Here is a 24630-nt window from a genome sequence, read left to right as displayed (position 1 = left end):
GAGCCAAAGCCAACTCAATGGGCTTTGGCTCTTTTTATTACTTACCACACACCGAACAATTAGGCATCTTCATTAAATTCATTTCACGCCAGCTGTGAGACATGGCATCGAGAATCAAAAGCTTGCCTTGCTTTGGTTGTCCAAACCCGGCAATAACCTTGATAGCTTCCAAAGCCTGAGCCGCGCCAACCATGCCAACAACAGGTGCCATCACACCGGCTTCAACACAGCTTAGAGCAGCGTTGCCGAATAGAGCGCTCAAGCACTGGTAGCAAGGTGCATTTTCATCTTGATAAGTGAATACGCTAATCTGACCTTCCATGCGAATCGCAGCGCCCGATACTAGAGGCGTTTTTGATGCGTAACATAAGCGGTTCAACTGATTGCGCGTTTCGACGTTGTCACTGGCATCAAGAACAAGCGAGTGTGCTTCAATTAACTTGCCAAGTGCCTCGTCATCAAGCCTGTGTTCGACAGTTTCAATCGTCAGATGCGGGTTCAATACCTGCAAAGATTCAGCGGCAGAATCGACCTTCTTCTTACCAATATCAGTATCGGTGTGAAGTACTTGTCGCTGCAAATTTGAAAGCTCGACAACATCGTCGTCGATCAGCATTAGCTTACCAATGCCCGCAGTCGCAAGGTATTGAGCAGAGGCACAGCCTAAACCACCCGCACCTAACACTAAGATTGAACTCTGTTTCAGCGCTTCTTGACCTTCAAAATCAAACTGTTTGAGAATGATCTGGCGATTGTAACGAAGCATCTCTGCGTCAGACAGTATTTCCATCAGCAAGCCTCGTTAGTAAAGCGTGGAGTTAAACAGTTGAATCTGAACCGTTTCACCGACTTCAACACGGCCACGTTCGCGCTCTAGTACCACAAAGCAGTTTGCTAAGCTCATTGAGCGGAAAGCGCCAGAGCTTTGGTTACCTGTTGTTTCTACTACAAACTTACCGTTTTCAATCGAGTAAATACCACGTTGATAATCAGTACGGCCTGGGCCTTTTTTGAATGCAGATTTAGTGATCGCAGGAATCGATTCTGGTGCTGTCCACGCAGTGTGACCGGCAAGTTTAGCCAGCATAGGTTGAACTAACACATACATAGTCATCATTGCAGACACTGGGTTACCCGGTAGGCCACAGAACCAAGCGTTGTCTAGCTCACCAAATGCGAATGGTTTACCTGGTTTGATTGCTAGTTTCCAAAAGCCGATTTCGCCAAGCTCTTCAAGAATGTCTTTGGTGTAATCAGCTTCGCCGACACTTACGCCACCAGAAGTGACAACTACGTCTGCCAGTTCTTGCGCTTTTACAAAGGTTTCTTTAAGCGTTGCAGGGCAATCAGGAATAATACCTAGGTCAATTGCTTCGCAACCAAACGCTTCAATCAGTGGTTTGATACCGTAGCGGTTGCTGTCGTAGATCTGACCATCTTCAAGAGGCTGACCTAATGGCTTGAGCTCATCGCCAGTAGAGAAGAAAGCGACTTTAGGTTTGTGTGCCACAGTTACATGACTCACACCGAGCGAAGCAATCATTGGAATGTCACGAGGTGTTAAACGTTCGCCACGGCTAAGAACGATATCGCCTTGCTTGATGTCGTCACCGGTAGGGCGAATGTTATTGTTCAGCTTGATGTCGTCTTGCTGAATCTCAATGCCAGCGTCAGTTTCAGCCGTGTTTTCTTGCATGATTACGACGTCACAACCTTCCGGGATCTTTGCGCCAGTCATAATGCGAATACAGGTGTTTGCTGGCCATTCACCTTCAAAAGGTTGACCTGCAAAGGACTTGCCCGCTAAAGGCAGCACTTTACTGTTCTCTAGGTCTGCTAAGCGCAGTGCATAGCCGTCCATTGCTGAGTTATCAAAAGGAGGGACGAAAATAGGGGATAGAATATCTTCAGCAAGTACGTAACCCAATGCTTCTGCTAATGGCAGTGATAAGGTCGTTTGAATAGGTTGAATTGGTGATAGCAGCTTATCTAGTGCTTCTTCAATTGGCATCAAGCCCGGAGCGTCGCAACAGCCCATAATTGAAATCCTTTGATCGTTATTATTTTGATTTGGCGGTTGGCAATAGGGATTCAATAGTTATCAAATCATGATGGTTCGCCAACGAAATTCTAGCCACTCTAGCACAGTTTAAGCCCCGTAAATAATGACCTCCCTTAAAATATGGGTGTATTTATTCAAAATTCCGAGTATCCTTGTTTGCCATCCAGAAGGGGTAATAAAAGAGGAAGTTCAATGTCAGGTCTTAGCGAATCAGCGAAGTTGGTTAAAGATGCGCTAGCAAGCCGTGGTTTAGAGACACCAATGAGTCCAAACCAGGTTAGCCGAGAAGAGAAAAAGGAACGAATCGAACACCATATGCGTGAGATTCTCACTCTCCTTGAACTTGATCTTACGGACGATAGTCTGGAAGAAACACCGCAACGTATTGCTAAAATGTACGTGGATGAAATTTTCTCTGGTTTGGATTACGCCAATTTCCCTAAAATTACGGTAATCGAAAACAAGATGGGCGTTCGTGAGATGGTACGAGTAAAAGACATTACCGTGACCAGTACTTGTGAGCACCACTTAGTGACGATTGATGGTAAGACTGCGGTCGCTTATATCCCTCGTGGGAAAATCATCGGCCTTTCAAAGATTAACCGTATTGTTCGATTCTTTGCTCAGCGCCCACAAGTTCAAGAACGTATGACGCAGCAGATCCTTGTTGCACTGCAAACGCTACTCGAAACTGATGACGTTGCTGTCACCATGGATGCGGTTCACTACTGCGTGAAATCACGCGGTGTAATGGACGCGACTAGCGAAACGACAACAACAGCTCTGGGCGGTATCTTCAGATCAAACCCAGCAACGCGCCACGAATTCTTACACGGCCTGCGTTAATACGTTTCGTTATTGGATGCACGTGATTTAGCCTTTGTAAATTGAAGTTCGTTGAAAATATTCTAAGCCTCGCTTTATGCGGGGCTTTTTTACGCCTGCAATGAAGTCAACTGTAATGGCTGAGAATGCTGTTATTCCCTAAAGTGAAGAATGAGCGACTTATTCACTTTCGCCATTCCCTAAAGTGAGGAATGAACGTAATAGGGAATCTGTTGCGGCCAAGCAGAAAAAGCACGCTCTATATCTTAACGTTTGTTGAAAGCATATAGAGCGTAACTAGAATCAGTCGCTGGTGGAGTGCTTAAGAAAGGTTAAACAAACGCTTTAAGTGGTGAACAATACCGGATGGCTTGTTCTCGGCTTGATAGATGCTCAAACCATCGTAAAAACTCGCCATGAACTCTACGCGAATCTCATCATCACTGCTTCTCGATATACGAGACAGTAGCGTAGCGGCTACAGCTGCGTGATCATTGGCTAGGCTGTAATCCATTCCTAGTCGTCCTTGAATGAACAACCACAAATGCGTGACTAGTTTTAACTGTTGAGCGTTAGAGTTTTGAAACTTGTCACTGTGCTCAGTGCCCACAGTATTATCGAATACATTTTGCATCGTCTCATTCGCTTCTTTATAGCTTTCAAAGCGATAGCTTGCATCGATATGTACCTTGGTTAACAGGCCAAGCAACGTCTGACGTGCAGAGTTGTCAGGCTTGTTCTCGCAAGCGTGTTTGAACAGAGCGTGGTTTTCATCAATAAATGACGACAGCTCTTTCTCGTAGCTTGTCGAGAGCGCTTTGACTGAATCTAAACCTGCTTCTTTTAAACACTGGTGAAGCTTGGTTCTAGCTTGTTGTTTGGCTTTGATTTCTTGCTGCTTGGCTTCTTCTTGCAGGCTAGCTTCTGTTTGCGAACTATTCGGGGTTGGACGCTCAGTCATTACTCTGTAGCTCTTCCCACGTTACTTCTGCCGATTGAGTATCGCTGTTAATGAAAGCAGAGTTACCCGTCAGCATGACTGAAAGATCCATCGTACGTTGTGTCATCGCTGCTAGCTGCTCAATACCATCGTTGTCTAGACGAACGATCTGAGCTTTTAGGTAGCCGAATTTACCTTTGTTCTGCTCCCACCAAACGTTTGATTTAGTGTTGAAGCTGAATACGCGTACTGATTTAGATAGGCGAGTTGCCTTCTTAACACGCTCTGGATCAGGTTCGCCTACATCAACCCATTCTAGGATTTGATCGTCTAACGACTTCTGCCATAAATCGGGTTCTTCAATGCTAGACAACCCTTTAGTGAACTCAAGTTCAGGAGACGCATTGATACAGAAAGCCATGATTCGAGCCATCATTCGCTGTTCTGTTTCAGAAGGGTGTTGTGCAACCGTTAGATTGAAAGAGTCGTAATAGTCGCGATTCATATCGGTTAAAGAGATACGAAACTTGTAGATTGTCGGTTTAAGAGCCATTGAGAGGGTGTCTTAGGTAGAAATAGTGAAGGGGAATATTACCTTAAATCTCTGAATAGCGGGTAAAAAAATAGCCAGCAGAGGCTGGCTATTTTTAGAAAGCTTTAAAATACTAGATTAAAGTACTTTGATGCTGTCAGCTTGTGGGCCTTTTTGACCTTGAGATACTACGAACTCAACTTTTTGGCCTTCAGCAAGAGTTTTGAAACCGTCGCCAGTGATAGCAGAGAAGTGTGCGAATACGTCTGGGCCGTTTTCTTGTTGAATGAAGCCGAAGCCTTTAGTTTCGTTGAACCATTTTACTGTACCAGTAACTGTGTTAGACATGATGATATCCTAAAATTAAATTTTTATTTTGAGCCAATTGTGGCACTGATAGCGTGGAAAAGTTTATTGCTATTGCGTACAACACAACGGGGTTACTAGTAATCCAACGAAATGTTTATATACAAAGAACTTTCTTTCTAGCCGGCAACGAGTCTAAATCAAATCAGGGGATAGTCAATCGAATACATAGGGAAAGGTTGCAGAAACTTGGGGGTAGTCAAACTTTGCATTCCTTAAATATCATGGAGTTACAGTTGTATGGTGATTTGTTGTAGTTTTTGTGAAAAAGGTGGTCGAAATTGATGACGAATTTGGAGTAAATGCACTGTTTTAGCGCATTCATTTTTGCAAATTTAAAGCCGCTAACTGGGCGTTGAGCCCACTTTTAACGGCTTATATTTATAAATGTCGTTGTAAGGTAAGTGCCTTTACTTGAACGAGGTCTCGGCTACTTTTTCAAGCGGTACAGGTTGCCATTATCAGTGCTGAAGAAGATGTCTCCGTTTGGTGAAGTTTCGATGTCTCTTACCCTTTCGCCCAAGTCCTCTAAAATGCGTTCTTCCTCGATTGCCTCACCTTGTTCATTGACTGTCACAATATTGATGTGAGTAAGTTTTAGTGCGCCAGCCAGCAGTTTGCCTTTCAGCTCTGGGTATTTGTCTCCTTGGTAAACAAGCAAACTGCCCGGAGCGATTGAAGGAACATAGACTTTTTTTGGCGCTTCAATACCATCTTTGGTTTCCGATTCGCCAACGCTGATAGGGCCCCAATACTCTTTTCCGTGTGAGGTGACAGGCCACCCATAGTTGGCACCCGCTTTTATTAGGTTAATTTCATCACCACCGCGAGGGCCGTGTTCAATCGACCAAAGCTTTTGAGTCGGGAAATCGTAATACAGACCTTGTGGATTACGATGGCCAAAGCTCCAAATTTCATTGAGCACTTTGTTGTTATCCGTGAATGGGTTATCGCTTGGTGTGCTTCCATCGGCATTCAGTCGTAATATTGATCCGGCGTGAGTCATGGTGTCTTGGCCGTTGTCTCGATCACCTCGATCACCGATTGAAAAATACAGGTGGCTATCATCAAAGGTGATACGGCTACCAAAGTGACGTCCTGTGTCCGTTCTGGATTTAGTTACAAACACGTCTGTCCAATTGATGACTTCATTATTGCTGTAATTAGCAGAAGCCAGTGTTGTTACGCCTTCATCATCGATGTCTTTACTGTAAGTGACGTAGAACTTTCCGTTTTCAAAAGGGGAAAGTGCGATATCTAATAACCCACCTTGGCCTTTCGCCCATACATTGGGCAGCCTGAAGAGTGTGTGTTGATCGCCAGTTTTTAAATCGACATGTTTAATGACGCCTGATTTTTCTGTGACTAGCATGGACTTATCGTTGACATAAGCCAGTCCCCAAGGGATCACGAGTCCGTCGGTGATCTTCTCTGCCTGCCAAGCAAAGGCTGACGTTACAGGACCTGAGGCAAGCAGCGCCAAAGCACATGAAAAAATACGGTGATGAGTGTTCATTGAAGTCCCTTGATTATGAGCATCTAGTGTTAGTCTAGCGCTTGTGGCCGATAGGCGGAAAGCCGAGGTTGCTGAAAAGTGACTATTCACATATTTAGTTGAACGCCTATTGTATGATTATACAAGCTCACGTATGTTTACTCTGCCTTTCTCTATTTGATCCTGTCGGAGCATTATGAACAACTCACCAGCAGCATTTTCGCTATTTTCTCAGTTTTTATGTTGTGAGTTAGATACGCACGATTTTTCTTCGAACGGACCTATTAAACGATGAGTCGTGGATTTGATTTTAAATCGATCTTACTTGCGTGCTTGGTCATCAGTATCGGTCAGCTCAGTATGGGACTGGTGTTTCCATCACTACCTTGGATCGCCAAAGACTTCGATGTATCACTAGAGCAAGCCCAGCTATTGGTAAGCGTGTACCTATTAGGTTTTGGGCCTTCCCAGTTTATTTATGGCCCTATTTCCGATGCTCTTGGGCGCAAGAAAGTGCTGCTGAGCGGATTATTAATCGCCATGCTGGGACTATTGATGATCATTTTCTTCAGCCACTCGTTTACCAATATGGTGATGGGGCGATTCCTGCAAGGCTTAGGAACCGGTTGTTGCGCGGTACTTGCTCGTGCTTCTACGCGAGACAGATTCAGTGGGGCAGACTTGCCTTTGGCGATGTCTTACATTGCTATGGTTGCGTCTATAACACCTTTGATCGCGCCCGTTATCGGTGGATTCATTAACTTCCACTTCGGTTGGAGCATGGTGTTCATCTCACTACTTGGCTATGTCTCATTGGCTTGGGGTGTATTGGCGTTCAAGTTTAAAGAAACTGTCACTCAGGTTTCGGCGATCCCTTCACCGAATAAAATGGTTTCTCAATATAAAGAGCTACTCACTTCTCGTTATTTTATGAGCTTTGCGAGTATCGGTTGGCTTAACTTTAGCTTGATGATCACCACTGTGTCGGTGATGCCATTTATCATGCAGAACCAGATTGGTATGACGTCAGATGAATACGCGATGTGGGCGGTGATTCCAGCATTAGGCATGCTTGGCGGAACAGGCTTATGTAACCGTATTCGCCCTATGCTGGGTAACAAGAAAACTCTGTTATGCACACCTGTATTGCACGTTGCTGCGGCCTTGTGGCTGTTCTTCTGTCCACTCGAACCTTTGTATCTCATGCTTGGCCAGTTCTTGATGATCCTTGGTAATGGTATTGCGTTACCTTGTGCTCAGGCGTTAGTGATGTTGCCTTATAAGAAGAACGCTGGCGCGGCGGCTGCGATGTCTGGTGGCGGGCAGATGGTGGTGTCTTCAATGGTGAGTATGGGCCTGGTTCAGTTAGGGTTAGGGGAAGCGTGGCATTTATCGCTCGTTATCATGCTGTTCACATTGATTACCCTGTTTAACATTTTGCGTGGTTTCAGTAGCCAAGAAGCGAGAGAGTCTCAGCTCAGTTAGTTGCTTAGGTAATTAGCTAGCTGCCTGGCTAGTAGGAACGAGAAGGCCATTGAAATGATGAATTTCAATGGCCTTTTTAATGTTCAGCGCTTTGGTTTAAGTTACCAGAATATATGCTATTTTCTGACTGCTTAGGGCAAGTGGTAGTGTTCCGAGCGCAGCTTGCGGCAGGGACGTTAGTTTCCATTATTGCTGGCAGCTACTTTATCTTCTTGCTACTGAAATCTCGAAGAACATAGGTTTTGCTCATGACCGAAAGCCATTGCTAATCAAAGCTACTGGCAATCAAAGCCATTGGCGATAAAAGCTACGGATGAAAAGCAGTGAATGGAGCGATCCATCACTGCTTTTTTGTTGATGTCGTTTGTGTAAAGGGAAAGACGTTAAGCAACACAGGTCTCGCTTCTTAATGTGCAAGTTTGGCATATGTTAATAAAATGTATAACCTAAAGGTCTGACCACTGATAAGGTAGCCACCATGCCAAACCTCGATCGTATTACTTGTTCTATCGATAAAAACCAAATTGCGACGGTTGTGTTGAATCGACCCGATAAGCTCAATGCTATTGATATGGCAATGTTTCAAGGCGTGAATAACATGGTGACTCAGCTGAAAAAGAACACCGAGATTCGTGCCGTAATAGTAAAAGGTGAGGGTTCTGATTTTTGTTCAGGGCTTGATGTTAAGTCCCTATTAACCAGTAAATCTGGGGCGATGAAGCTCTTGTTTAAATGGCTACCGACATTGCCTAACGCTGCACAACGCTTTTCATTGGGTTGGCGAGATATTCCATGCCCTGTCATTTTTGCGATTCATGGTCGTTGTTGGGGAGGCGGCCTGCAATTGGTCAGTGGGGGTGATTTTAGAATTGCTAGCCCGGATGCGAACTTCTCTATATTGGAAGCAAAGTGGGGTCTGATTCCAGACATGGGAGGCGCTATCGCTTTTAGAGAGCTGATGCGTAAAGATCACACCCTTGAAATGGCGATGACGGCCAAAGTGATCGACTGTGAAACCGCTAAAGAATATGGGTTGGTGACCAAGATTGCCGAAGATCCTTACGCTGAAGCCTATGCGTTGGCACTTGAGTGTGCGAATCGGTCGCCAGATGTCGTCGCTGCTAACAAGAAGCTCTACAACAAGACTTGGTGGTCAAGCCCGGGCATGGCTGTATTCTGCGAAACTTGGTATCAGATAAAGGTTGGGTTAGGTAAGAACAGGGCGATTGCTGCTCAACGTGAAATTCATCGAGACAAACCACGCCCTTACGTCGCCAGAAAGTTTAAATAGCGCTTGTACAGGAATAATGGATATTCCCTTTGTTTATTGAGCTTTGCGGTAACCTTAGAGCAATTTAATGTCTAAGGCTAAATGAGCGCTCTGATGAACAAAACTTTTACTTACTCTCTAGCTGCCACTGCAATTTTTACGAGCTTAAATGCATTCGCAAGTGGCCTGTTTTTGCAAGAAGCTGTCGTTGCCAACGCTGGTACTACTGGCGCTGGTGATGGTGTTTACACTCGATCTGCAGCGGCGATGTGGACAAACCCTGCCACTATGTCTCACATGGGCGAAAGCAAAACGACCATCAACACCATGGCATTCGATCTTGAAATGAAGTATCAAGATAACGGTGGTAATCCAGATGGTAAAGCTCATTCCGTAATGCCGTCATTTGGTGCCTTCCACGCTCATCAAGTCACTGACAAATTACACCTTGGTATTGCACTTGGTGCCGTTGGTGGCTCTAGCCTTGATTACGGTAACGAATGGGCAGGTCATCTTTTACTTCAAGATATTACGCTTACTGCGATGCAAGTGAATCCATCACTGAGTTACCAACTGAATGACCAGTGGTCGGTTGGGGCGGGTGTACAATTAAGTTGGGCTGCATTCAAACAAACAACGTCAATGCTTACTGCGAAGCAAGATACTGACTGGGCATACGGCTATAACCTTGGCGTAATGTACACACCGACAAATAAACTTAAGCTGGGCGCAAGTTACCGTTCTAAGCTAGAGCATGAGTTTAACAATGATGTAAATGGCGTTATTAACCAAGGCGTATTGAATTCATTATCAACTGATATTGCTTTACCTGAAATCATCGATGTCAGTGCGAGCTATGCTTTGAACTCTCAACTTGACCTGCTTGCTAGTATTCAGTTCCACCGTTGGAGTGAATGGGATACAACCGTTCTTGATTTTGGAATAGCAGGAAGTCCAATTAATGGTGTTTCGATTGAGCGTGACTGGGATGACGTTTGGAAATTTGCGGTAGGTGCGGATTATCAATTGAATTCAGACTGGCGTTTGAAAGCTGGCTTCTCTTACGAAACTTCTCCGCAAGACGATCCGTCAATGCAATGGGTTGACCTTCCTGTGGGTGAACAGTACCGCTACTCAGTTGGCGCATCTACCTACTGGGACAACATCTTAATTGATGTGTTCTATGAATACGCTGATTTGGGTTCAGTTGAGATGGATCGATATGGTCGATTTGGTCAAGTTAATCTGTTGAATGGTTCGTTCGATGGCCGTATCCACTTTGTTGGTGTTAGCGCGACCTTCTAATGACATTACGTAATCTACTAATCATTACTTTAGTGTCTTTATTTTCAACGGGTGCTTTTGCTGAAGAGAAGCACCCTGATGATCCGACTAAAATCGTAACCAAAGCTGGCGTTGCTTATAACGAAGATCTGCAGTTCTCTGGGTCTATTGGGCTTGATGAAGCACGAATGATCAATGCTCGTGTTAACGCAGATGGCGAAGAATGGCGAATAGGCGGCTCATGGCTGTTGCCTATGGGTATTGTTAACTTCAACTTTAGCCGTTCTGAATATGACAACGATGCTTATAAGAACAACTACAGTATTGGCACATTTATACCACTGAGCTATTTCGATATTGAGCCGTTCGGTTGGCAAATCTTCCCTATGGCTGGTTACAGCTATAATGACGGCGAAGTAGCGGTTTTCGATGATGATAATGTTGGTTCTGACTATGTATTGATGTCGAGCTCAACACACGGTGGCTACATTGGTGCGTTTGGTTTAAAAACGATTACTGATGAATGGTCTATCATGGGCTTCGGTGGCGGTTCAATGGGGTCTGATGATTATTCAGGGTATTGGGCAGGCGTCGGTGCTAGCTACAAGTTGAGTGACGCTCAATCATTCAACTTCTTCACTATTTTTGCTGAGGACGATTTCGGTGAAAATAACAGTGTTGGCGCGTCTTACACCTATGAGTTCAAATAACTGTTAGCAGGCAGAAATTCGCAGGTGGACACCTCTCGTAAGAACCATTGACTTAGTCCAGATTAAATTGAACAAAGTCGCTTATTAAAACTTAGCGACTTTCTTTTGTTACCATTTCTCCAATCTTTTTTATCTCTTTTTGATGCTTTCTATATCTTTCTCACATGAGAGTGCCGCTCTCTTAATCTAGATTAAGTTTTCGCTGCCTTATTCTCTGTAGTATCCGCCTGAATCAGTGCCCATGCTTAATGGGTAACTTGCGTAACACGATTTTGAGAGGAAGACACTTGAGCACTTTGTTTACAGAAACCCACATTGGCAAGATGACACTAAAGAATCGCTTCATGAGAAGTGCAACGTGGGAAAATATGGCCACCGAAGATGGGCATATGACAGATAAACTGTACGCTATCTATGAAGAGTTGGCTCAAGGTGAAGTCGGCCTGATCGTGACGGGCTACGCGAACATTGTTGAAGAAGAAAAGCCGAATGCAGGCATGATGGGTATGTATAACGACTCATTCATTGAAGAGTATCAAAAGCTGACTCAACTGGTGCACGACAACGACTCTAAAATCTTGATGCAGTTGGCTTATGGTGGCACCAAAACCACGCATGACCTTGGCGAGCGAGTAATCTACGCACCAAGTGAGGTTCCAGAAAAAGGAACTCAAACTCTAGGCAAAGCGATGACCAAAGACGAGATCGACTACATTGTTGATGCGTTTGCTCAAGCGTCTTTGAGAGCACAGAAGTCAGGCTTTGATGGCGTTGAAATTCATGCCGCTCACACTTACCTGATTAACCAATTTCTAAGCCCTTATTACAACCAACGTGAAGATGAATACGGCGGTAGCTTAGAAAACCGCATGAGATTTTTGTTAGAGATCTATACCGCGACACGTAAGCTGGTGGGTGATGATTTCCCTATCTTGGTTAAGCTCACGGCATCCGAGTTTTTTGAAGGTGGCGTCACCTTTGAGGAAACACGTATTGTCTGTAAAAAGCTTGAACAAGTGGGTGTGGATGGCATTGTCGTGTCAGGCAATATTCATGGCAAAGCAGACACTATGATTGGCGAGTCGCACGATGGTTTTACCATTCAAGCTGAAGGCTACTTCCATGAGTATGGTCACGCGATTAGCCAAGACGTTAATATCCCAGTGATCACGGTTGGTGGTCTAACGGATTTTGATGCTATCGAAGCGATTGCAAACAACACGGGCATTGAGTACTTCGCGCTTTCAAGACCGCTGCTTTCTGAACCCCATTTAGTGAAGCGTTGGAAGGAAGGGGATAGAAGCCCTGTTGAATGCGAACGATGCTCTAAGTGTCGTACTAAGCGCGGTAACTTCTGCGTGGTGAATAAAGACAGAAAAGTACAGCTTGCACGCATGTAGTCGCTGAGCCCAGCTCCAAGCGAGCTCCGAAGTTTATAGCTGAGTCTAAGTTTGAGCCTGTGTAATCGCGCAGGCTCTTGTTCATTCCGTATTCCACGAAACGAAATTTGAAACCTTATTAATCACATCTTCCTGTCAAATTGGCGCGACTAAACAGTTACACTACGCCTGTAAATTATCCAACCAAGTTATCGATAAAAACTGAGCAAACTTTGAAACTACTTCCTCTTCTTAAGCAACCTCGAATCCACTGACGTCTCTTTAGTTTTAGCGATATTGCTATGATTTAAGCGTGATACTCACTATTCATCCCAGTGAACCCTGTGTTTATAGGGCGTTAGTTTGTGCACCTTGGATTTGCATCGTCGAACATTTTGATAGTTAACGAATAAAACTTAATAGATCATTCAGAGGTAAAAATGCAAAAGAAGCATTGGTCCAAATTCGAGTTGCTGCATGAAGTCGTAACCAACCCCAATATTCACGTAAAAGGTCAACACAGTTATTACAGCGATTGCTGGGATAATGGGTTCGAGCAATCTGTCGTCCGTTATTTACATGGCGACGAAGTCAGCCGCCAGTGGGAGCCTCGATGGGAAATCGACGAACTCCATATCGGCGATTATGTCTGCATTGGCGCAGAGGTTGTGATTTTAATGGGTGGCAACCATACCCACAGAGTTGATTGGTTTTCGCTGTATCCATTTATGGATGTAATCGACGATGCCTACCTTGGCAAAGGTGACACTCACATTGAAGATGGGGTGTGGTTAGGCATGAGAGCGATGGTGATGCCCGGTGTGACGATTGGCGAAGGCGCTGTGGTTGCAGCGAATAGTGTGGTGACTAAAGACGTCGCTCCATACAGCATTGTCGGTGGTTCTCCAGCTAAAGTCGTCAAATACCGCTTTGATGAGTCCGTTATTGACGAACTCATGTCATTCAAAATATACGAGTGGCCCTCAGATAAATTTGAAGCGCTGAAACCGTATTTATGTAACTCAGACTTTTCAAAGTTAAAGCAGGCGATAACGGATTACGACAATTGTTTGTAAGGAGCACTTGTAACGAGCGTTTGTAAGGAGCGTTTTTAAGGTACGGGTATAGCCACAGATTTGTGTAGAAAGATCTGTGTCATATTTATATTGAAAAACACGTTAAATCAGTCCGTTACCTTGCAATACTCAACATGGTGTACCAATCTTATTTCATAAGCATGGATAAGGATTGTGTATGCCCGCAAGTTCAATGAAAAACAAAGGGGTGGTGGGGAAAGTCTTACTGCCTTCTTTACTCATAAATCTTCTCTCTCTCGCCGTTCCGTTAACGGTTTTGCAAATTTACGATCGTATTTTACCTAACCAAAGTTACGGTACTGCCACTTTGTTGTTGGCGGGTGCAGCGTTGGCTGTTGCCATGGAAGCATTGATCCGGTTTGTGCGTACTTGGCTTTTGTCAGCCGCGGCCAGCAATACCGAGAAAGCGACCTATCAAACTTTGGTTGAAAGAGTAACAACGGCTTCATCAGGCCATCTCCGCCACATTGGTGTTGGCGGCGTGGAAGAGGGGCTTGGTTCTGTATCCAAAGTCAAAGATTGGTATTCCGGTGGTGTGATTGCAGGCTTTATTGATTTGCCTTTTGCCTTGATCTTCTTGGGCTTGGTGGCTTACATCGGCGGTGAGCTGGTGGCGATACCTTTGGCAGTTTGGCTGATTACTCTCGGAATCGTTTGGTTATCTTCTATTCGCGTTAAAAGCTTAAGTGAAGAAGCTTCCCAAGATGAGCAGGAGCGAAAAGCGTTCTTGATTTTACTGAGCCAAACCATTCAAGGAATCAAACGTCAGGCTGTTGAGTCTCGAATCTTCAATCAGTTTAAATCCCTCAATAGCGTTCGCTCTCAGTCTAAAGCGAGAGAAGAAGAACAGAACGCCTTTGCCCAAGAATGTATTCAGCTTGCCGCATTAGCCACGTCAGTTTTACTCGTAATTACGGGGAGCTTGTGGGTGTTGGATGGTCAGTTAACTACTGGTGGCTTGGCGGCATGTTCTATCTTATCTGGCAGAGCGGTTGCGCCTTTGAGTGCTCTGGTGGGAGTTCGAATTAAGCTTAATTCAATACACAGTGCCAATCAGGCAATAGAAAAATTGAGTGACTTATCATTATCGGAATCTTCAGATTCTGAGCAAGTTGAGAACCACTTATCTGACTTTGAGACGTTGGAAATCAAGCAAGCGACCGTTGAAAGATATGGTGAACTCTCTCATGCAGATGTCACACTGAATAAAGGTGAGTTGGTTTTGTTAGAGAGTGAGGATCGCCACACCAACAGTCATTTATTGTCGTCGATTGCAGGTATTGATGATCTAAAAGCGGGTGAGTGCTTCATTAACGGAGCTGCAGTTTCAATCGCATCCGTAACCAATATTGCTGCCTACTGTGGCGTTAAAGGGCAGTTGGTGTCGGGTACTATTCTCGACAACTTGTGCGGGTTTGACCCTGAGAAAACGCAAAGCGCCAGTGACTATGCAAAGCGTTTGGGTTTAACCAAAGAGATTACTCGATTACCCGATGGACTAGAGACACAAATTGGCCATACGAGTGCTTCTTTGTTGAGTATGGGTAACGTGAAAATGCTCAATATCGCGGCTCAATTGGCAAGTGATAAACCCATAATCATGTTGGAAAGGCCGGATTCTTCACTTGATTTAGACGCCCTTGGGAATCTAGCTAAGGTGTTGGAAGAAGAAGTAACGGCAGGACGCACGATACTGATGGTGAGCTACCATTCGAAGCTTCGCGAATTTGCTAATCGAATCATTACAGTGGAAAGTCGAGCTATTACGGTCGACAGCGAGAGCAATCAGGAGGCCGTCGTATGAATCGTTTAGATATTGGTAACCCTTCAGGTACGAACAACCGTGCAGATACCAGCGGTCGACAAGAGGTGATGAATCATTTAGAAACCGAGAGCCTTTCCGTTCTTAAGCAGTTGGAAGTTAATGCTAATATCCAGTTGTTCGCACATCAATGGGTCGATGAAAATGGCATTGAATCAATCGACGATATGTTTGCCTTGTTCGACAGGCTTGCACTGCCTTATCGCTTGGTTGCCAACCTAGATGAAGTTGGTGAACATAAATTGGTCTTACTGGTACTTGGTGAACATGAGCTGGTCTCTGGTCATTTGGAATCCAAGCAATTTGTTGCCTTTAATGCCAATAACGACATCACCGATGTCCCTCAGTTTTGTATTGTTATCGAAGGGCCACCATTAGAGAAGGCCTCTCCTGATTGGGTTGGTGAAAGGTTACATGCGTTTCGCCCCATCATTCCTAAATTGTTATTGGTCAGCTTTATCACTAACTTATTTGCGCTTGCTGTTCCCTTCATCACGATGTCGATTTATGACCATGTGATTGGTGGTGATGCAGGGCATGAGTTGCAAGGTATCGCCATTGGCGCGGTGTTGTTGTTTGTGATGATGGGTTGGTTGAGAACATTACGTAGCCGAGTGTTTGCTTCAGTTTCCAACCGAGTAAGTCGTGAGATTTCTCAATCCCTCGTGCAGCGTCTGCTTCGTAATAGCTATGCTCAAAATCAGCAAACAGCTTCTTCTAGTCAGCAAAACCAAGTGATGTTGTCAGAGCGTATTTCAGGTGTGCTATCGGGGCCATTAGGAAATGCGTTATTTGACCTACCATTCATTCTAATTTTTGTACTAGCGATAGGAGTTTTAGGCGGATGGTTGGTACTGGTTCCAGCCGTCTCTTTAATCCTTTATTACTTGCTAGCAAAACGCTCGATACGCTCTAGCAGCAAGCGCTCGATGCAATCGACAGTCGCAGGTACGAATCGTCAAAACATGACTAATGAGCTGTCATCCAAGCTTGCCTTTATTCGCAGTGCTGGATTCTCAGAGCACTGGATTCAACGTTTCAAAAAAGCCAATCTTCTTGCTTCAACAGTGACCTTTAATCAATCGGTTCTCCAGAGTCGGTACACCTCGATTTACTATTTCATTGGTGTGGGCTCGACACTCGCCGTGATGGGGTTAGGCATAGGACTTATTTTTGAACAAGTGATGACGCCCGGTGGTTTGATTGCTTCAATGATGTTGATATCTAAGGTGACGGGTCCTGCTCAGGTGTTGGCAAACAGCGCGATGCGTTTTAATAGCTTTAATCAATCCAAGCTGCAAGTGAACCGTATTTTGTCTCAGCCGTCTGAGCGTGAATTCAGTTACCAGCATCACCCGTTACCCGTGGTAGCGCCTAACTTGAAATTAGACCAAGTGACGCTGCGCTATCCCAAACAGAGTCGCCCCGCTTTGAATGGTGTGAGTTTTGATATTGAAGCCGGTGAAGTTGTCGCGATTACCGGCCCTTCTGGGAGCGGTAAATCAACATTAATTGAAGTGCTGTCTGGCTTGCAGCCTATCCAAAATGGCATGGTCGAGCTTGAAGGCGTTAACCTCGTTCAATACGACCCGCAGCTTTATCGCCACTGGTGTTTCATTCGAGCCGCATATCCTGATTTGCTTACGCTGAGTATTCGAGAGTGGCTAAACGACGGTCACAAAGTCGAAGATCAGAAAATGATCTCTGCAATTGAAATGGTCGGCGGAAAGCGTTGGTTCGAGACATTATCAGGTGGGCTCGATACTTCCATCAGCAGTATTCAGCCGGACAGCCTTTTTGACATGTTGTCTGGCAGCGTCGCGCAGATCCTAATTGATGCAAAAGCGCTGGTTTATGACTACCCAATGTTCTTAATGGATAACCCTGTGCCTGATGCTCACCCAAATACTAAACGTATATTTGGTGAGTTTGTGCAGTCGAAAAAAGGAAAAGCAACGGTGATTTACACGTCCCACGATCCGGATTTAATCAAGCTTGCCGATAAAGTGGTGGTATTAAATGAAGGTGCAGTGGTTTATGCCGGTCCATTAGAGCCGGAGCAGTCTTCGAAGCAGGAACAGCCTTCAGAGCCTCAAGCTTCTCAAGAACCGCAGTTATCTGAGCAACCGTTATCTCAAGAGCTACAGCCGTCAACTCAAGAGGCGTCTGCTCAACAAAATGCAGCCCAACAAGAACAATCAGAGTCTAAGCAAGGAGTCGCTAATGACTAAACAATCTATCGAGAAGGGCAAGCGCTACGGTGAGCTTGTTGAATCACAAAATACGGCTCGTACATTGGCGCTGGCCACATGGTCGGTTGCCTTATGTGTTATTGCTTTTGCCACTTGGTCTGTAGTCACTCAAGTTGATGAAATCGCCAAAGCCAAAGGTGCTGTGATTCCGGAAGGCGAGAAGCAAGTATTACAAAGTGCGATTGGCGGTAAGTTAAAGCAAATTCTTGTTAAAGAAGGCCAGTTGGTAGAGAAAGGCCAGCCGCTTGTTGAGTTTGATGCCACTTTCCAGCGTACCGCCCTTGAAGAGCTAAAGTCCCAACAAGTGACGCTTTTAGCCAGTGTGGAACGTATGAATGCGTTGCTTGAGCAACGTGAGCCTAACCTTGCTGAGTTTGAGGTCGATTACCCAGAGATCGTCAGCCAGCAAAAAGCGCAGCTGAACGCGCAAAAAGCCCTCTACTTCCAAAAGCGTGTGGTGCTTGAGAAAGAGAGCGAGCAAATTGCAGAGCAGCTTCGTAGCGTAGAAAAGGCCTTGCCGAGTTATGAGAAAGAGTTAAATGCGACTAAGCAAGAGTTGAACATACTGGAGAAGGGTTATAAAGCGGGTAACATTTCACGTTTACGTGTGCTTGAAATGCGACAAAAATTGGCCAGTATCGAACAGAAAATCGAAGAAGCTCGTGGTAAGAAGTCGGTATTGATTAGACAAGCTGACAGTAATGACCAAAAAATCATACAGCTTCTGGCGGAAGCGAAAGCTAAAGTGAGCGATGATCGTTCTAAAGCCGTATCTGACTTATCAGCATTGAATGCTAGAGTTCGTTCAAGCCAAGCTAAATTGACGAACACTATGTTAGTGTCACCGCTACAAGGCTTGGTGCAAAGCATACCAAGCACGCAGGATGGTGGTGTTATTCAGCCGGGTGGCACGGTAGTTGAAATTGTGCCTGTCGGAGGGAACGCTGACTTCAAAGCACGTTTGTCCCCAAGAGATATTGGTTTTGTGAGTGTTGGGCAGCCCACTCGAGTCAAGATTGATGCGTTTGATTACAGCCGCTTTGGGGCTTTAAAAGGGGCGGTAGAGAGTATTTCACCGACCACAAGTCAAAGCGAACGTGGCGAGATCTATTATGAAGTTGTAGTGTCGGTTGATACGCCTTACTTCCGTGATAACCCTGAAAGCTTTTCCATACTGCCGGGTATGACGGGTGAAGTAGACATCACAACTGGCGAGAAGTCGGTGTTCCAATACTTATGGAAACCGATTTATACCAATGTTAGCGTGGCGTTTGGAGAGAGGTAAAGTCCTCCACTCTGGCTTGCATAAAAAAGGAGCACATGCCGTGCTCCTTTTTTTATCTAACCGAAGGGGTGATGTTCTAGTTATTTGGGTCTATGTCAGGCAGTCCGTCAACGTCATTATGATGGTGTAAAGAATCATCAATAGATGGGTTATCGGTATGGTGAGACAGCCCATCACTCATACCATCGTCAGTTTGCTCAGCCCCATAAGCACTCTCGGCATCACTGAAAATGATATCGATATCATGCGCTACTGGTACATTGTGTGACGGTGAATCTATAGACGGCGAGTCAGCATTAATACCCAGAGCGTCTAGGTAAGCATGGGCACCAGAACGCTGTTCGTGTTCGCCTATCGCTGTATGTTCTAGGTTTGCCGTCACCTCATCAAAATTAAGAGTAACTTCATCAGGGGTGCTGAAAGAGGCATCCGGTTCATCCGCTTGGCTCATGCCGGGTGCTGGAGGAGGTGGTGGAGCGATTGGCGATAAATCCATGCCAGTTAGTGTGGTTTGGTCAATGTGATGTCCGCTGTTTCCATGGACGGATTGCGAGTGCAAATGTAGGTGCACCGCGACTTGTGAGTTTTGATCGCCTCCTAGGGTTAAAACAAACGAGTCGGTTTCGTCTGTACCACTACCGTAAGAGCCTCCTGTATGTGTCTTAACGACGCCTGATGAAGTTTGTTGGTAATCGTAACTCAACTCTCCGGTTGCAGGATTGACATGCAAAGTACCAAATTGACCGTGTAATGCAGTGAGAGAGTGTCCGTGGTGATCTGATATTCCCCAGCCTGTCATTGGCGTAGGCGTTCCTTGGTGAATAATTGGAGGAATTCCGATTGAGGCATGCAGGTCCTGATTGCCTGCACTGCCGGTAATTTTTGCAGGGGCAACTAGGGTTGGCATTGGTGGAACATCGCTGTGTCCATCAATGCGCATTTCAACTTCTTGAGTTGTAATGCCCCCGTGTCCATCATCGACTAATAGAGAAAACTTATCGGTCAATTGTTCACCATTATTTAAAGCATTAACATGGCTATTGCTGTTATTAAGTGTGTAGACCCAAGTTTGTGTATTGCTATTATAGGTAACAGAACCATACTGTGGCTGATGTTGGCTATCAATACTGACAGAATGTTGATCGCTATGATCAACATCGCTGATAATAATTTGCCCAGAGGTCGCATTTGCAGCATCTTCATCAATGTTATGTGCACCTGCGATAACTTCAGAAACTGTTGGTTTATCATTAGTGCCATGCACATTGATGGTAATAATTTGTTTATCACCACCAGCGGTCGTTACTTCATATTGAACCTGCTCGACTTGCCCTGCCGCTAAGTGCTGGATATTGGCATTGGGAACCGAATAAGCCCAATCACCGGCTTTTCCAATGGTCAGATGACCGCCATAGGGATCACTGATCGCATGGGCATTACGAGTGTCGTAAAAATGATCTTCACCGGCATCAGGATCGATAACATTCAACACGCCAGTGACAAATATCGTATGTTGGGCATCACCTTGTACGTGGCGATCTTCTGTTATTTGACCGCTTTTATCTCCGGCGAAGATCGCAGCATCGCCAACTGCCGAGAGTGTTGTTGATGCACCGGTGTGGGTCACACCACCGTGGGCATCTTTGACGTCATAGCTAAAATGGACATCGCCGTTATAGTCTTTTTCTGGCGTAAAGGTAAAGGTGCCATCGCCATTAATTAATATCGAACCATGGTCGGCGTGTAGGTTCTCAATGGATAATTTGCCAATATCGTTATCATCGATATCAGTTGTGTTAGCAAGTAGCAGTGCTGGGGTGAGGACAATTTTGCTATCTTCTAAGCCATTCGCTAAACGCACTTCAGCCGAGGCAATTGGCGCATCATTGGTGCCATGAACGGTCACTGTGATATCTTTTTTAGCACTGCCATCAATAGATTCAACGGTAAAGGTTTGCTGGAAGCTTTCCCCTGCGCCTAAATGTTGGACTTTATCATTGTCAATATCGTATGACCAATGGCCCTTTGCGTTGATATTGAACCGACCACCTTCGGCGGTGGTGATGGTTTGTGCAATAAAACCGGCTTGGTCGTGATCGGGGTCAATCACGTGTAACGTGCCGCCACTGCTGAGCTGATTAGTGGTATTGCCAAAGGAAGTGTGATCTTCGTAAACATGATTATTGAGGCTGGAGTAGGGCGTTACTTCAATTTTTGCTTGGTTATCTTCACCGGTCACCTTCACCATAATGGTGAGCTTTTGACCATCATTGGTTTCGATTTCGTAGGGGAGCTCCATCGACTCGCCAGCATGTAGGCTACCAATGAGATCGTCCGCATGACGATTGGTAACAGCTTCTAATCTGAATTGATAAGTGCCATTAGGCCAAACATCAAGGTGACCAGGCTCAACCCCTTGGCCTAAATACTTCCCGCTAAAAACAAACTGAGTGTTATCACCACTATCAGGGTCAATTAGCTGAAGCTGGCCTCTATAGAATTTAAATTCACTATCCAGCGCTTGTGTTTCAGTGAGCTGAATGACATTAGAAACCAGTGTGGCTTTATCATCTGTCCCGGCAATCGTAAGCGTGGCGGTTTGTTGCGTACTTCCACCATGGCCATCTTCTACTTGATAAGTGATAGCGATTTGTTGCGACTGACCATTGGCCAAATGATTAAATGCGGGATCAGTGGCATCAACAATTAACGTATGCCCATCAGCATCTAAGGTAATGCCCGTTGGAAGTTGGCCCGACTGAGGTTGGCCATCGATGGCATATTCAAGGTGACTGATAGTTAAAGCGTCGCCGTCTTTATCTGTGGCACCTACTAGCAGATTGAGGGTGTGATGATTATCGGCCCCCTCACTGACACTGTCGGTTAAAGGCGTCACATCAGGGTTGTCGTTAACCGCAGCTAAGTTGGTGGTTGCGCCGGTGTGGGTCACACCACCGTGTGCATCCTTAACGTCATAGCTAAAGTGTACATCGCCGTTATAGTCTTTTTCTGGGGTAAAGGTAAACGTGCCATCGGCATTGTTTAGAATGGATCCATGGTCAGCATGCAGGTTTTCAATGGTTAGTTTACCGGCGTCATTGGCATCCACATCGACGGTATTCGCTAACAGTTGCGCGGTGGTTAAGGTTTGGCGTGTATCTTCACTGCCATTTGCAAGCACCACTTCAGATGAACAGTAAGGTCTGTCGTTACTGCCGTGAATGGTGATGACAATATCGTGTGTTGTACCATCTTTTGAATGGACTGTAATCGTATCGGTTAAGCTTTGCCCTTCACCAAGTTGGTCAATTGCAGTGCCACGCGTTGTGGGTCTAGCACCTATACCTGATAGATGCCCAGCATCGGCATGGTAATGCCAGGTGCCATCGGTGAGTAAGATTAGATCGCCATAGGTGCCGTGATAGTCGTAACCATTGCTGCCTTGGCGTTCAAATCCTGACTCGCCTACATCGGGGTCTGTGATGGTCAGCTTGCCATCAGCATAGAGTGTTGTATTGCCAAGTGTGGCGATGCCTGAGTGAGCATAGTCGGGTGACATGTCGACACCCGCGCTGTTTTCGGTTATTGAACCAGTATCAACGCCAGCGATTTGGGCTTTATCGCCAACAGCCGAGAGCGTCGTTGATGCGCCAGTGTGTGTTGTACCACCATGCGCGTCTTTCACATCGTAGGTGAAGTGGACGCTGCCGTTGTAATTGTGGCTTGGAGTGAAGGTGAAGGTTCCATCGTGATTGTCTTGAATCGAGCCATGGTCAGCATGCAAATTAGCGATAGTGAGCTTACCTGCATCGTTGGCGTCTACGTCAACAGTATTAGCGATTAGCTCGGTTGCTGTGATGGTTTGAGCAAGATCTTCTTTACCGCTGTTCAGTTGCACTTCACCAGAACAATACGGACGGTCGTTATCGCCATGAACGGTGACAACAATATCGTGAGTGGTGCCATCAGCCGATTTGACGGTGACAGTATCCGTTATCGATTCACCTTGGCCGAGGTGATCAATCTTTCTACCTGTTGCGTCTTGGCCTATGGAAGCGTAGTAGCTCCAATCTCCGTTACTCTGAAGTATGACACGACCATGAGTGCCGTAATAAACGCCGGTTTGGGCATGGCTTTCACCGGAGTCTGGATCAACAATGTTCAGGTGACCATCAGTGTGTATTTCGTCGTTCCATAATTTGCCGATGTTTCCATGCATATGATCTGGTGAGCGATCATCGACGTAGCCACCAGACATTGTACCATCTGGTGCTGTATAGGTATGCCCTTCATGAACATCTCCAGTATAGACACCGCCGATAACGGCAGAATTATTAACCCCTGTAATCGTTATTGAGAGGTTTTGAGTGCTGCTCGCATTATGCTCGTCTGTGACTGTTACTGGAACAGTCAATGTCTTCGTGACACCTGATGCTAACGATTGATAGCTAGAGTGAGCAGGATCGAAGCTATAACTGCCGTCCGGATTAACCACCAAGCCATCAATCTGCGGTGCGCTGTAAGTCAAGGCCGCACCGGTATCAATATCTTGGCCAACCATTTGTCCATTTAGAACGCTTCCACCTTCAGTCACTGAGTGGGACTGAGCATTGATGGTTGGGGCATCGTTGGTACCATGAACCGTTAGCTCTATCGTGTGTGTTGTACCATCTGCTGAGCGTATAATGGCTGAATCGTGTTTAACTTCGCCTTGCGCTAAGTTCTGTATATTGCGGTTGTCGAGGGTATAGGTGTAGTGACCGTCGCGCATGAGCAGTATGTGCCCACCCAGTTTGGTGTCGTAGCCAATACCTTGATAGGTTTGTGAGCCTATATTCGGATCAAACTGTGCCTCTCCCTTATCAGGGTCTTGGATGTTTAATCTGCCGTCGTAATGCAGTTGGTAGTGGGTATCTATATAGCCGCGATCTTCAGTTACTCCCCGTAAGTCTGCATTGGCTTGTGCGTCGGTAATAATCGCGTTATCTGGAGTTGCGATAAGATCAAACTTAGCTTGAGTGCTGACGCTGCCCCCATGGCCGTCAACCACATCATAGGTGAGTCGAATCTCACCATTGAAATCTTTATCTGGCGTGAAGGTATAAGTGCCATCTTTATTATCAGTCAGGCTACCGTGTGTCGCTTGCAAATTTGTCACGTGCAATACATCGCTACTATCCACATCGCTTGCATGTGTTAGCAAGTCAGAAGCCTTGATGGTTACGGGTTGATCCTCTTTACCCGCAGGAAGCTGAGTCCACGCACTGACAATTGGTTTGTCGTTGCTGCCTTGCACATCGATAACGACTTTATGAGGGACTGTCGCTCCTGTTGAATCGGTAGCGGTGATCCAGAATGATTCAGACTGATGTTCACCAGCCGCGAGTTTATCCGCGGCACCGCCGGTTGAATTGTCTAGCTGATAGTGCCAATGACCATGCTGATCAATCGACAGCGTTCCCCATTGACCTTGGGGTTGATTGATTGCCCACGTAACGGTGTCGGACTTATCTATATCAGTCGCGATTAAGCTCCCTGTCGCATCGGGGTTTCCTGCCGTGTTCAAGCCCTGTTCGATCACCGCGCCACTTGAGGTACCTGAGATAGTAGGGCGGTCATTGGTGCCATTAATCGTCACTTTGATGGTCGACGGTGTGCCATCAACGGAAGAGACGGTAAAGGTTTCTTCGACTTTATCGCCGACGTTCAATTGATTAAACGCACTGTTGGCGGTGAATGTCCATTGGCCATTAGCACCAATGGTGAGGTTGCCGTTGGTGCCAGTAATCGAATCCGGTGTGAATGCGTTATCTGGATTATCGACAT

17 protein-coding genes are annotated in these 24630 nt (G+C 45.7%); 10 read left to right on the top strand and 7 right to left on the bottom strand.

Annotation, left to right across the window (positions count from 1 at the left end; genetic code table 11):
* Positions 1-37: 37 nt before the first annotated feature.
* Positions 38-790: a molybdopterin-synthase adenylyltransferase MoeB gene (gene moeB / locus AB4329_RS11905; protein ID WP_372112360.1), complete on the bottom strand. Its 753-nt coding sequence runs from the start codon at positions 788-790 to the stop codon at positions 38-40.
* 12 nt (positions 791-802) lie between these two features.
* A complete protein-coding gene (gene moeA, locus AB4329_RS11900; RefSeq protein WP_102393097.1) occupies positions 803-2038 on the bottom strand; it encodes a molybdopterin molybdotransferase MoeA in 1236 nt (411 codons plus the stop codon).
* 216 nt (positions 2039-2254) lie between these two features.
* Between moeA and folE the strand changes: the two genes are divergently transcribed.
* On the top strand, positions 2255-2908 hold the full coding sequence (gene folE / locus AB4329_RS11895; protein WP_017061725.1) for a GTP cyclohydrolase I FolE: 654 nt from the start codon (positions 2255-2257) through the stop codon (positions 2906-2908).
* Positions 2909-3209: 301 nt separating this feature from the next.
* On the opposite strand, the gene AB4329_RS11890 is transcribed toward folE, so the two are convergent.
* From AB4329_RS11890 to AB4329_RS11875, 4 genes are all read right to left on the bottom strand, one after another.
* Positions 3210-3848, bottom strand: coding sequence for a hypothetical protein (locus AB4329_RS11890; RefSeq protein WP_372138405.1), 639 nt, complete (start codon positions 3846-3848; stop codon positions 3210-3212).
* A complete protein-coding gene (locus tag AB4329_RS11885; protein ID WP_017061727.1) occupies positions 3841-4380 on the bottom strand; it encodes a YaeQ family protein in 540 nt (179 codons plus the stop codon). The genes AB4329_RS11890 and AB4329_RS11885 overlap by 8 nt, the downstream gene beginning before the upstream one ends.
* Before the next feature lie 117 nt (positions 4381-4497).
* Positions 4498-4707, bottom strand: a complete 210-nt coding sequence (locus tag AB4329_RS11880; RefSeq protein WP_010430417.1) for a cold-shock protein — start codon at positions 4705-4707, stop codon at positions 4498-4500.
* A gap of 448 nt (positions 4708-5155) precedes the next feature.
* Positions 5156-6241, bottom strand: a complete 1086-nt coding sequence (locus AB4329_RS11875; RefSeq protein ID WP_372138404.1) for a PQQ-dependent sugar dehydrogenase — start codon at positions 6239-6241, stop codon at positions 5156-5158.
* Between the two features lie 270 nt (positions 6242-6511).
* Here AB4329_RS11875 and AB4329_RS11870 point away from each other — a divergent pair, with 270 nt between their 5' ends.
* The 9 genes from AB4329_RS11870 (at position 6512) to AB4329_RS11830 (ending at position 18804) form a co-directional block, all read left to right on the top strand.
* Positions 6512-7705, top strand: coding sequence for a multidrug effflux MFS transporter (locus tag AB4329_RS11870; RefSeq protein WP_372138402.1), 1194 nt, complete (start codon positions 6512-6514; stop codon positions 7703-7705).
* A 478-nt stretch (positions 7706-8183) separates the two neighbouring features.
* Positions 8184-8996 carry a crotonase/enoyl-CoA hydratase family protein gene (locus tag AB4329_RS11865; protein WP_017061730.1) on the top strand — a complete coding sequence of 271 codons (813 nt, stop codon included), beginning with the start codon at positions 8184-8186 and terminating at the stop codon, positions 8994-8996.
* Positions 8997-9089: 93 nt separating this feature from the next.
* Positions 9090-10280 (top strand): OmpP1/FadL family transporter, encoded by a 1191-nt coding sequence (locus AB4329_RS11860; protein WP_372138401.1) that lies wholly within the window; start codon positions 9090-9092, stop codon positions 10278-10280.
* Entirely contained in the window at positions 10280-10969 is a 690-nt protein-coding gene (locus AB4329_RS11855) for a hypothetical protein (protein WP_102320576.1), read from the top strand. The genes AB4329_RS11860 and AB4329_RS11855 overlap by 1 nt, the downstream gene beginning before the upstream one ends.
* Before the next feature lie 287 nt (positions 10970-11256).
* Positions 11257-12369 carry an NADH:flavin oxidoreductase gene (locus tag AB4329_RS11850; RefSeq protein WP_372138399.1) on the top strand — a complete coding sequence of 371 codons (1113 nt, stop codon included), beginning with the start codon at positions 11257-11259 and terminating at the stop codon, positions 12367-12369.
* Positions 12370-12788: 419 nt separating this feature from the next.
* Complete coding sequence (locus tag AB4329_RS11845; protein ID WP_372138397.1) at positions 12789-13424, top strand: CatB-related O-acetyltransferase; 636 nt, start codon at positions 12789-12791, stop codon at positions 13422-13424.
* A gap of 178 nt (positions 13425-13602) precedes the next feature.
* Entirely contained in the window at positions 13603-15249 is a 1647-nt protein-coding gene (locus AB4329_RS11840) for an ABC transporter transmembrane domain-containing protein (protein ID WP_372138395.1), read from the top strand.
* Positions 15246-17498 carry an ABC transporter transmembrane domain-containing protein gene (locus AB4329_RS11835; protein ID WP_372138393.1) on the top strand — a complete coding sequence of 751 codons (2253 nt, stop codon included), beginning with the start codon at positions 15246-15248 and terminating at the stop codon, positions 17496-17498. Before AB4329_RS11840 ends, AB4329_RS11835 begins: the two co-directional genes overlap by 4 nt.
* Positions 17491-18804, top strand: a complete 1314-nt coding sequence (locus AB4329_RS11830; RefSeq protein WP_017061737.1) for an HlyD family type I secretion periplasmic adaptor subunit — start codon at positions 17491-17493, stop codon at positions 18802-18804. Before AB4329_RS11835 ends, AB4329_RS11830 begins: the two co-directional genes overlap by 8 nt.
* A 76-nt stretch (positions 18805-18880) precedes the next feature.
* Here the strand turns inward: AB4329_RS11830 and AB4329_RS11825 are convergent.
* Positions 18881-24630, bottom strand: a 5750-nt coding sequence (locus tag AB4329_RS11825) for a VCBS domain-containing protein (protein WP_372138392.1), incomplete at its 5' end; no start/stop codon positions are given.

Source organism: Vibrio sp. 10N.261.54.A5 (genome assembly GCF_041471145.1).
Lineage (GTDB): Bacteria > Pseudomonadota > Gammaproteobacteria > Enterobacterales > Vibrionaceae > Vibrio > Vibrio crassostreae_C.
This window is presented reverse-complemented; position numbering and strand designations above follow the sequence as displayed.

Bases quoted from the DNA above. Each gene is read 5' to 3' on its own strand.
- moeB (WP_372112360.1), bottom strand. From the start codon at position 790: ATGGAAATACTGTCTGACGCAGAGATGCTTCGTTACAATCGCCAGATC.
- moeA (WP_102393097.1), bottom strand. From the start codon at position 2,038: ATGGGCTGTTGCGACGCTCCGGGCTTGATGCCAATTGAAGAAGCACTA.
- folE (WP_017061725.1), top strand. From the start codon at position 2,255: ATGTCAGGTCTTAGCGAATCAGCGAAGTTGGTTAAAGATGCGCTAGCA.
- AB4329_RS11890 (WP_372138405.1), bottom strand. From the start codon at position 3,848: ATGACTGAGCGTCCAACCCCGAATAGTTCGCAAACAGAAGCTAGCCTG.
- AB4329_RS11885 (WP_017061727.1), bottom strand. From the start codon at position 4,380: ATGGCTCTTAAACCGACAATCTACAAGTTTCGTATCTCTTTAACCGAT.
- AB4329_RS11880 (WP_010430417.1), bottom strand. From the start codon at position 4,707: ATGTCTAACACAGTTACTGGTACAGTAAAATGGTTCAACGAAACTAAA.
- AB4329_RS11875 (WP_372138404.1), bottom strand. From the start codon at position 6,241: ATGAACACTCATCACCGTATTTTTTCATGTGCTTTGGCGCTGCTTGCC.
- AB4329_RS11870 (WP_372138402.1), top strand. From the start codon at position 6,512: ATGAGTCGTGGATTTGATTTTAAATCGATCTTACTTGCGTGCTTGGTC.
- AB4329_RS11865 (WP_017061730.1), top strand. From the start codon at position 8,184: ATGCCAAACCTCGATCGTATTACTTGTTCTATCGATAAAAACCAAATT.
- AB4329_RS11860 (WP_372138401.1), top strand. From the start codon at position 9,090: ATGAACAAAACTTTTACTTACTCTCTAGCTGCCACTGCAATTTTTACG.
- AB4329_RS11855 (WP_102320576.1), top strand. From the start codon at position 10,280: ATGACATTACGTAATCTACTAATCATTACTTTAGTGTCTTTATTTTCA.
- AB4329_RS11845 (WP_372138397.1), top strand. From the start codon at position 12,789: ATGCAAAAGAAGCATTGGTCCAAATTCGAGTTGCTGCATGAAGTCGTA.
- AB4329_RS11840 (WP_372138395.1), top strand. From the start codon at position 13,603: ATGCCCGCAAGTTCAATGAAAAACAAAGGGGTGGTGGGGAAAGTCTTA.
- AB4329_RS11835 (WP_372138393.1), top strand. From the start codon at position 15,246: ATGAATCGTTTAGATATTGGTAACCCTTCAGGTACGAACAACCGTGCA.
- AB4329_RS11830 (WP_017061737.1), top strand. From the start codon at position 17,491: ATGACTAAACAATCTATCGAGAAGGGCAAGCGCTACGGTGAGCTTGTT.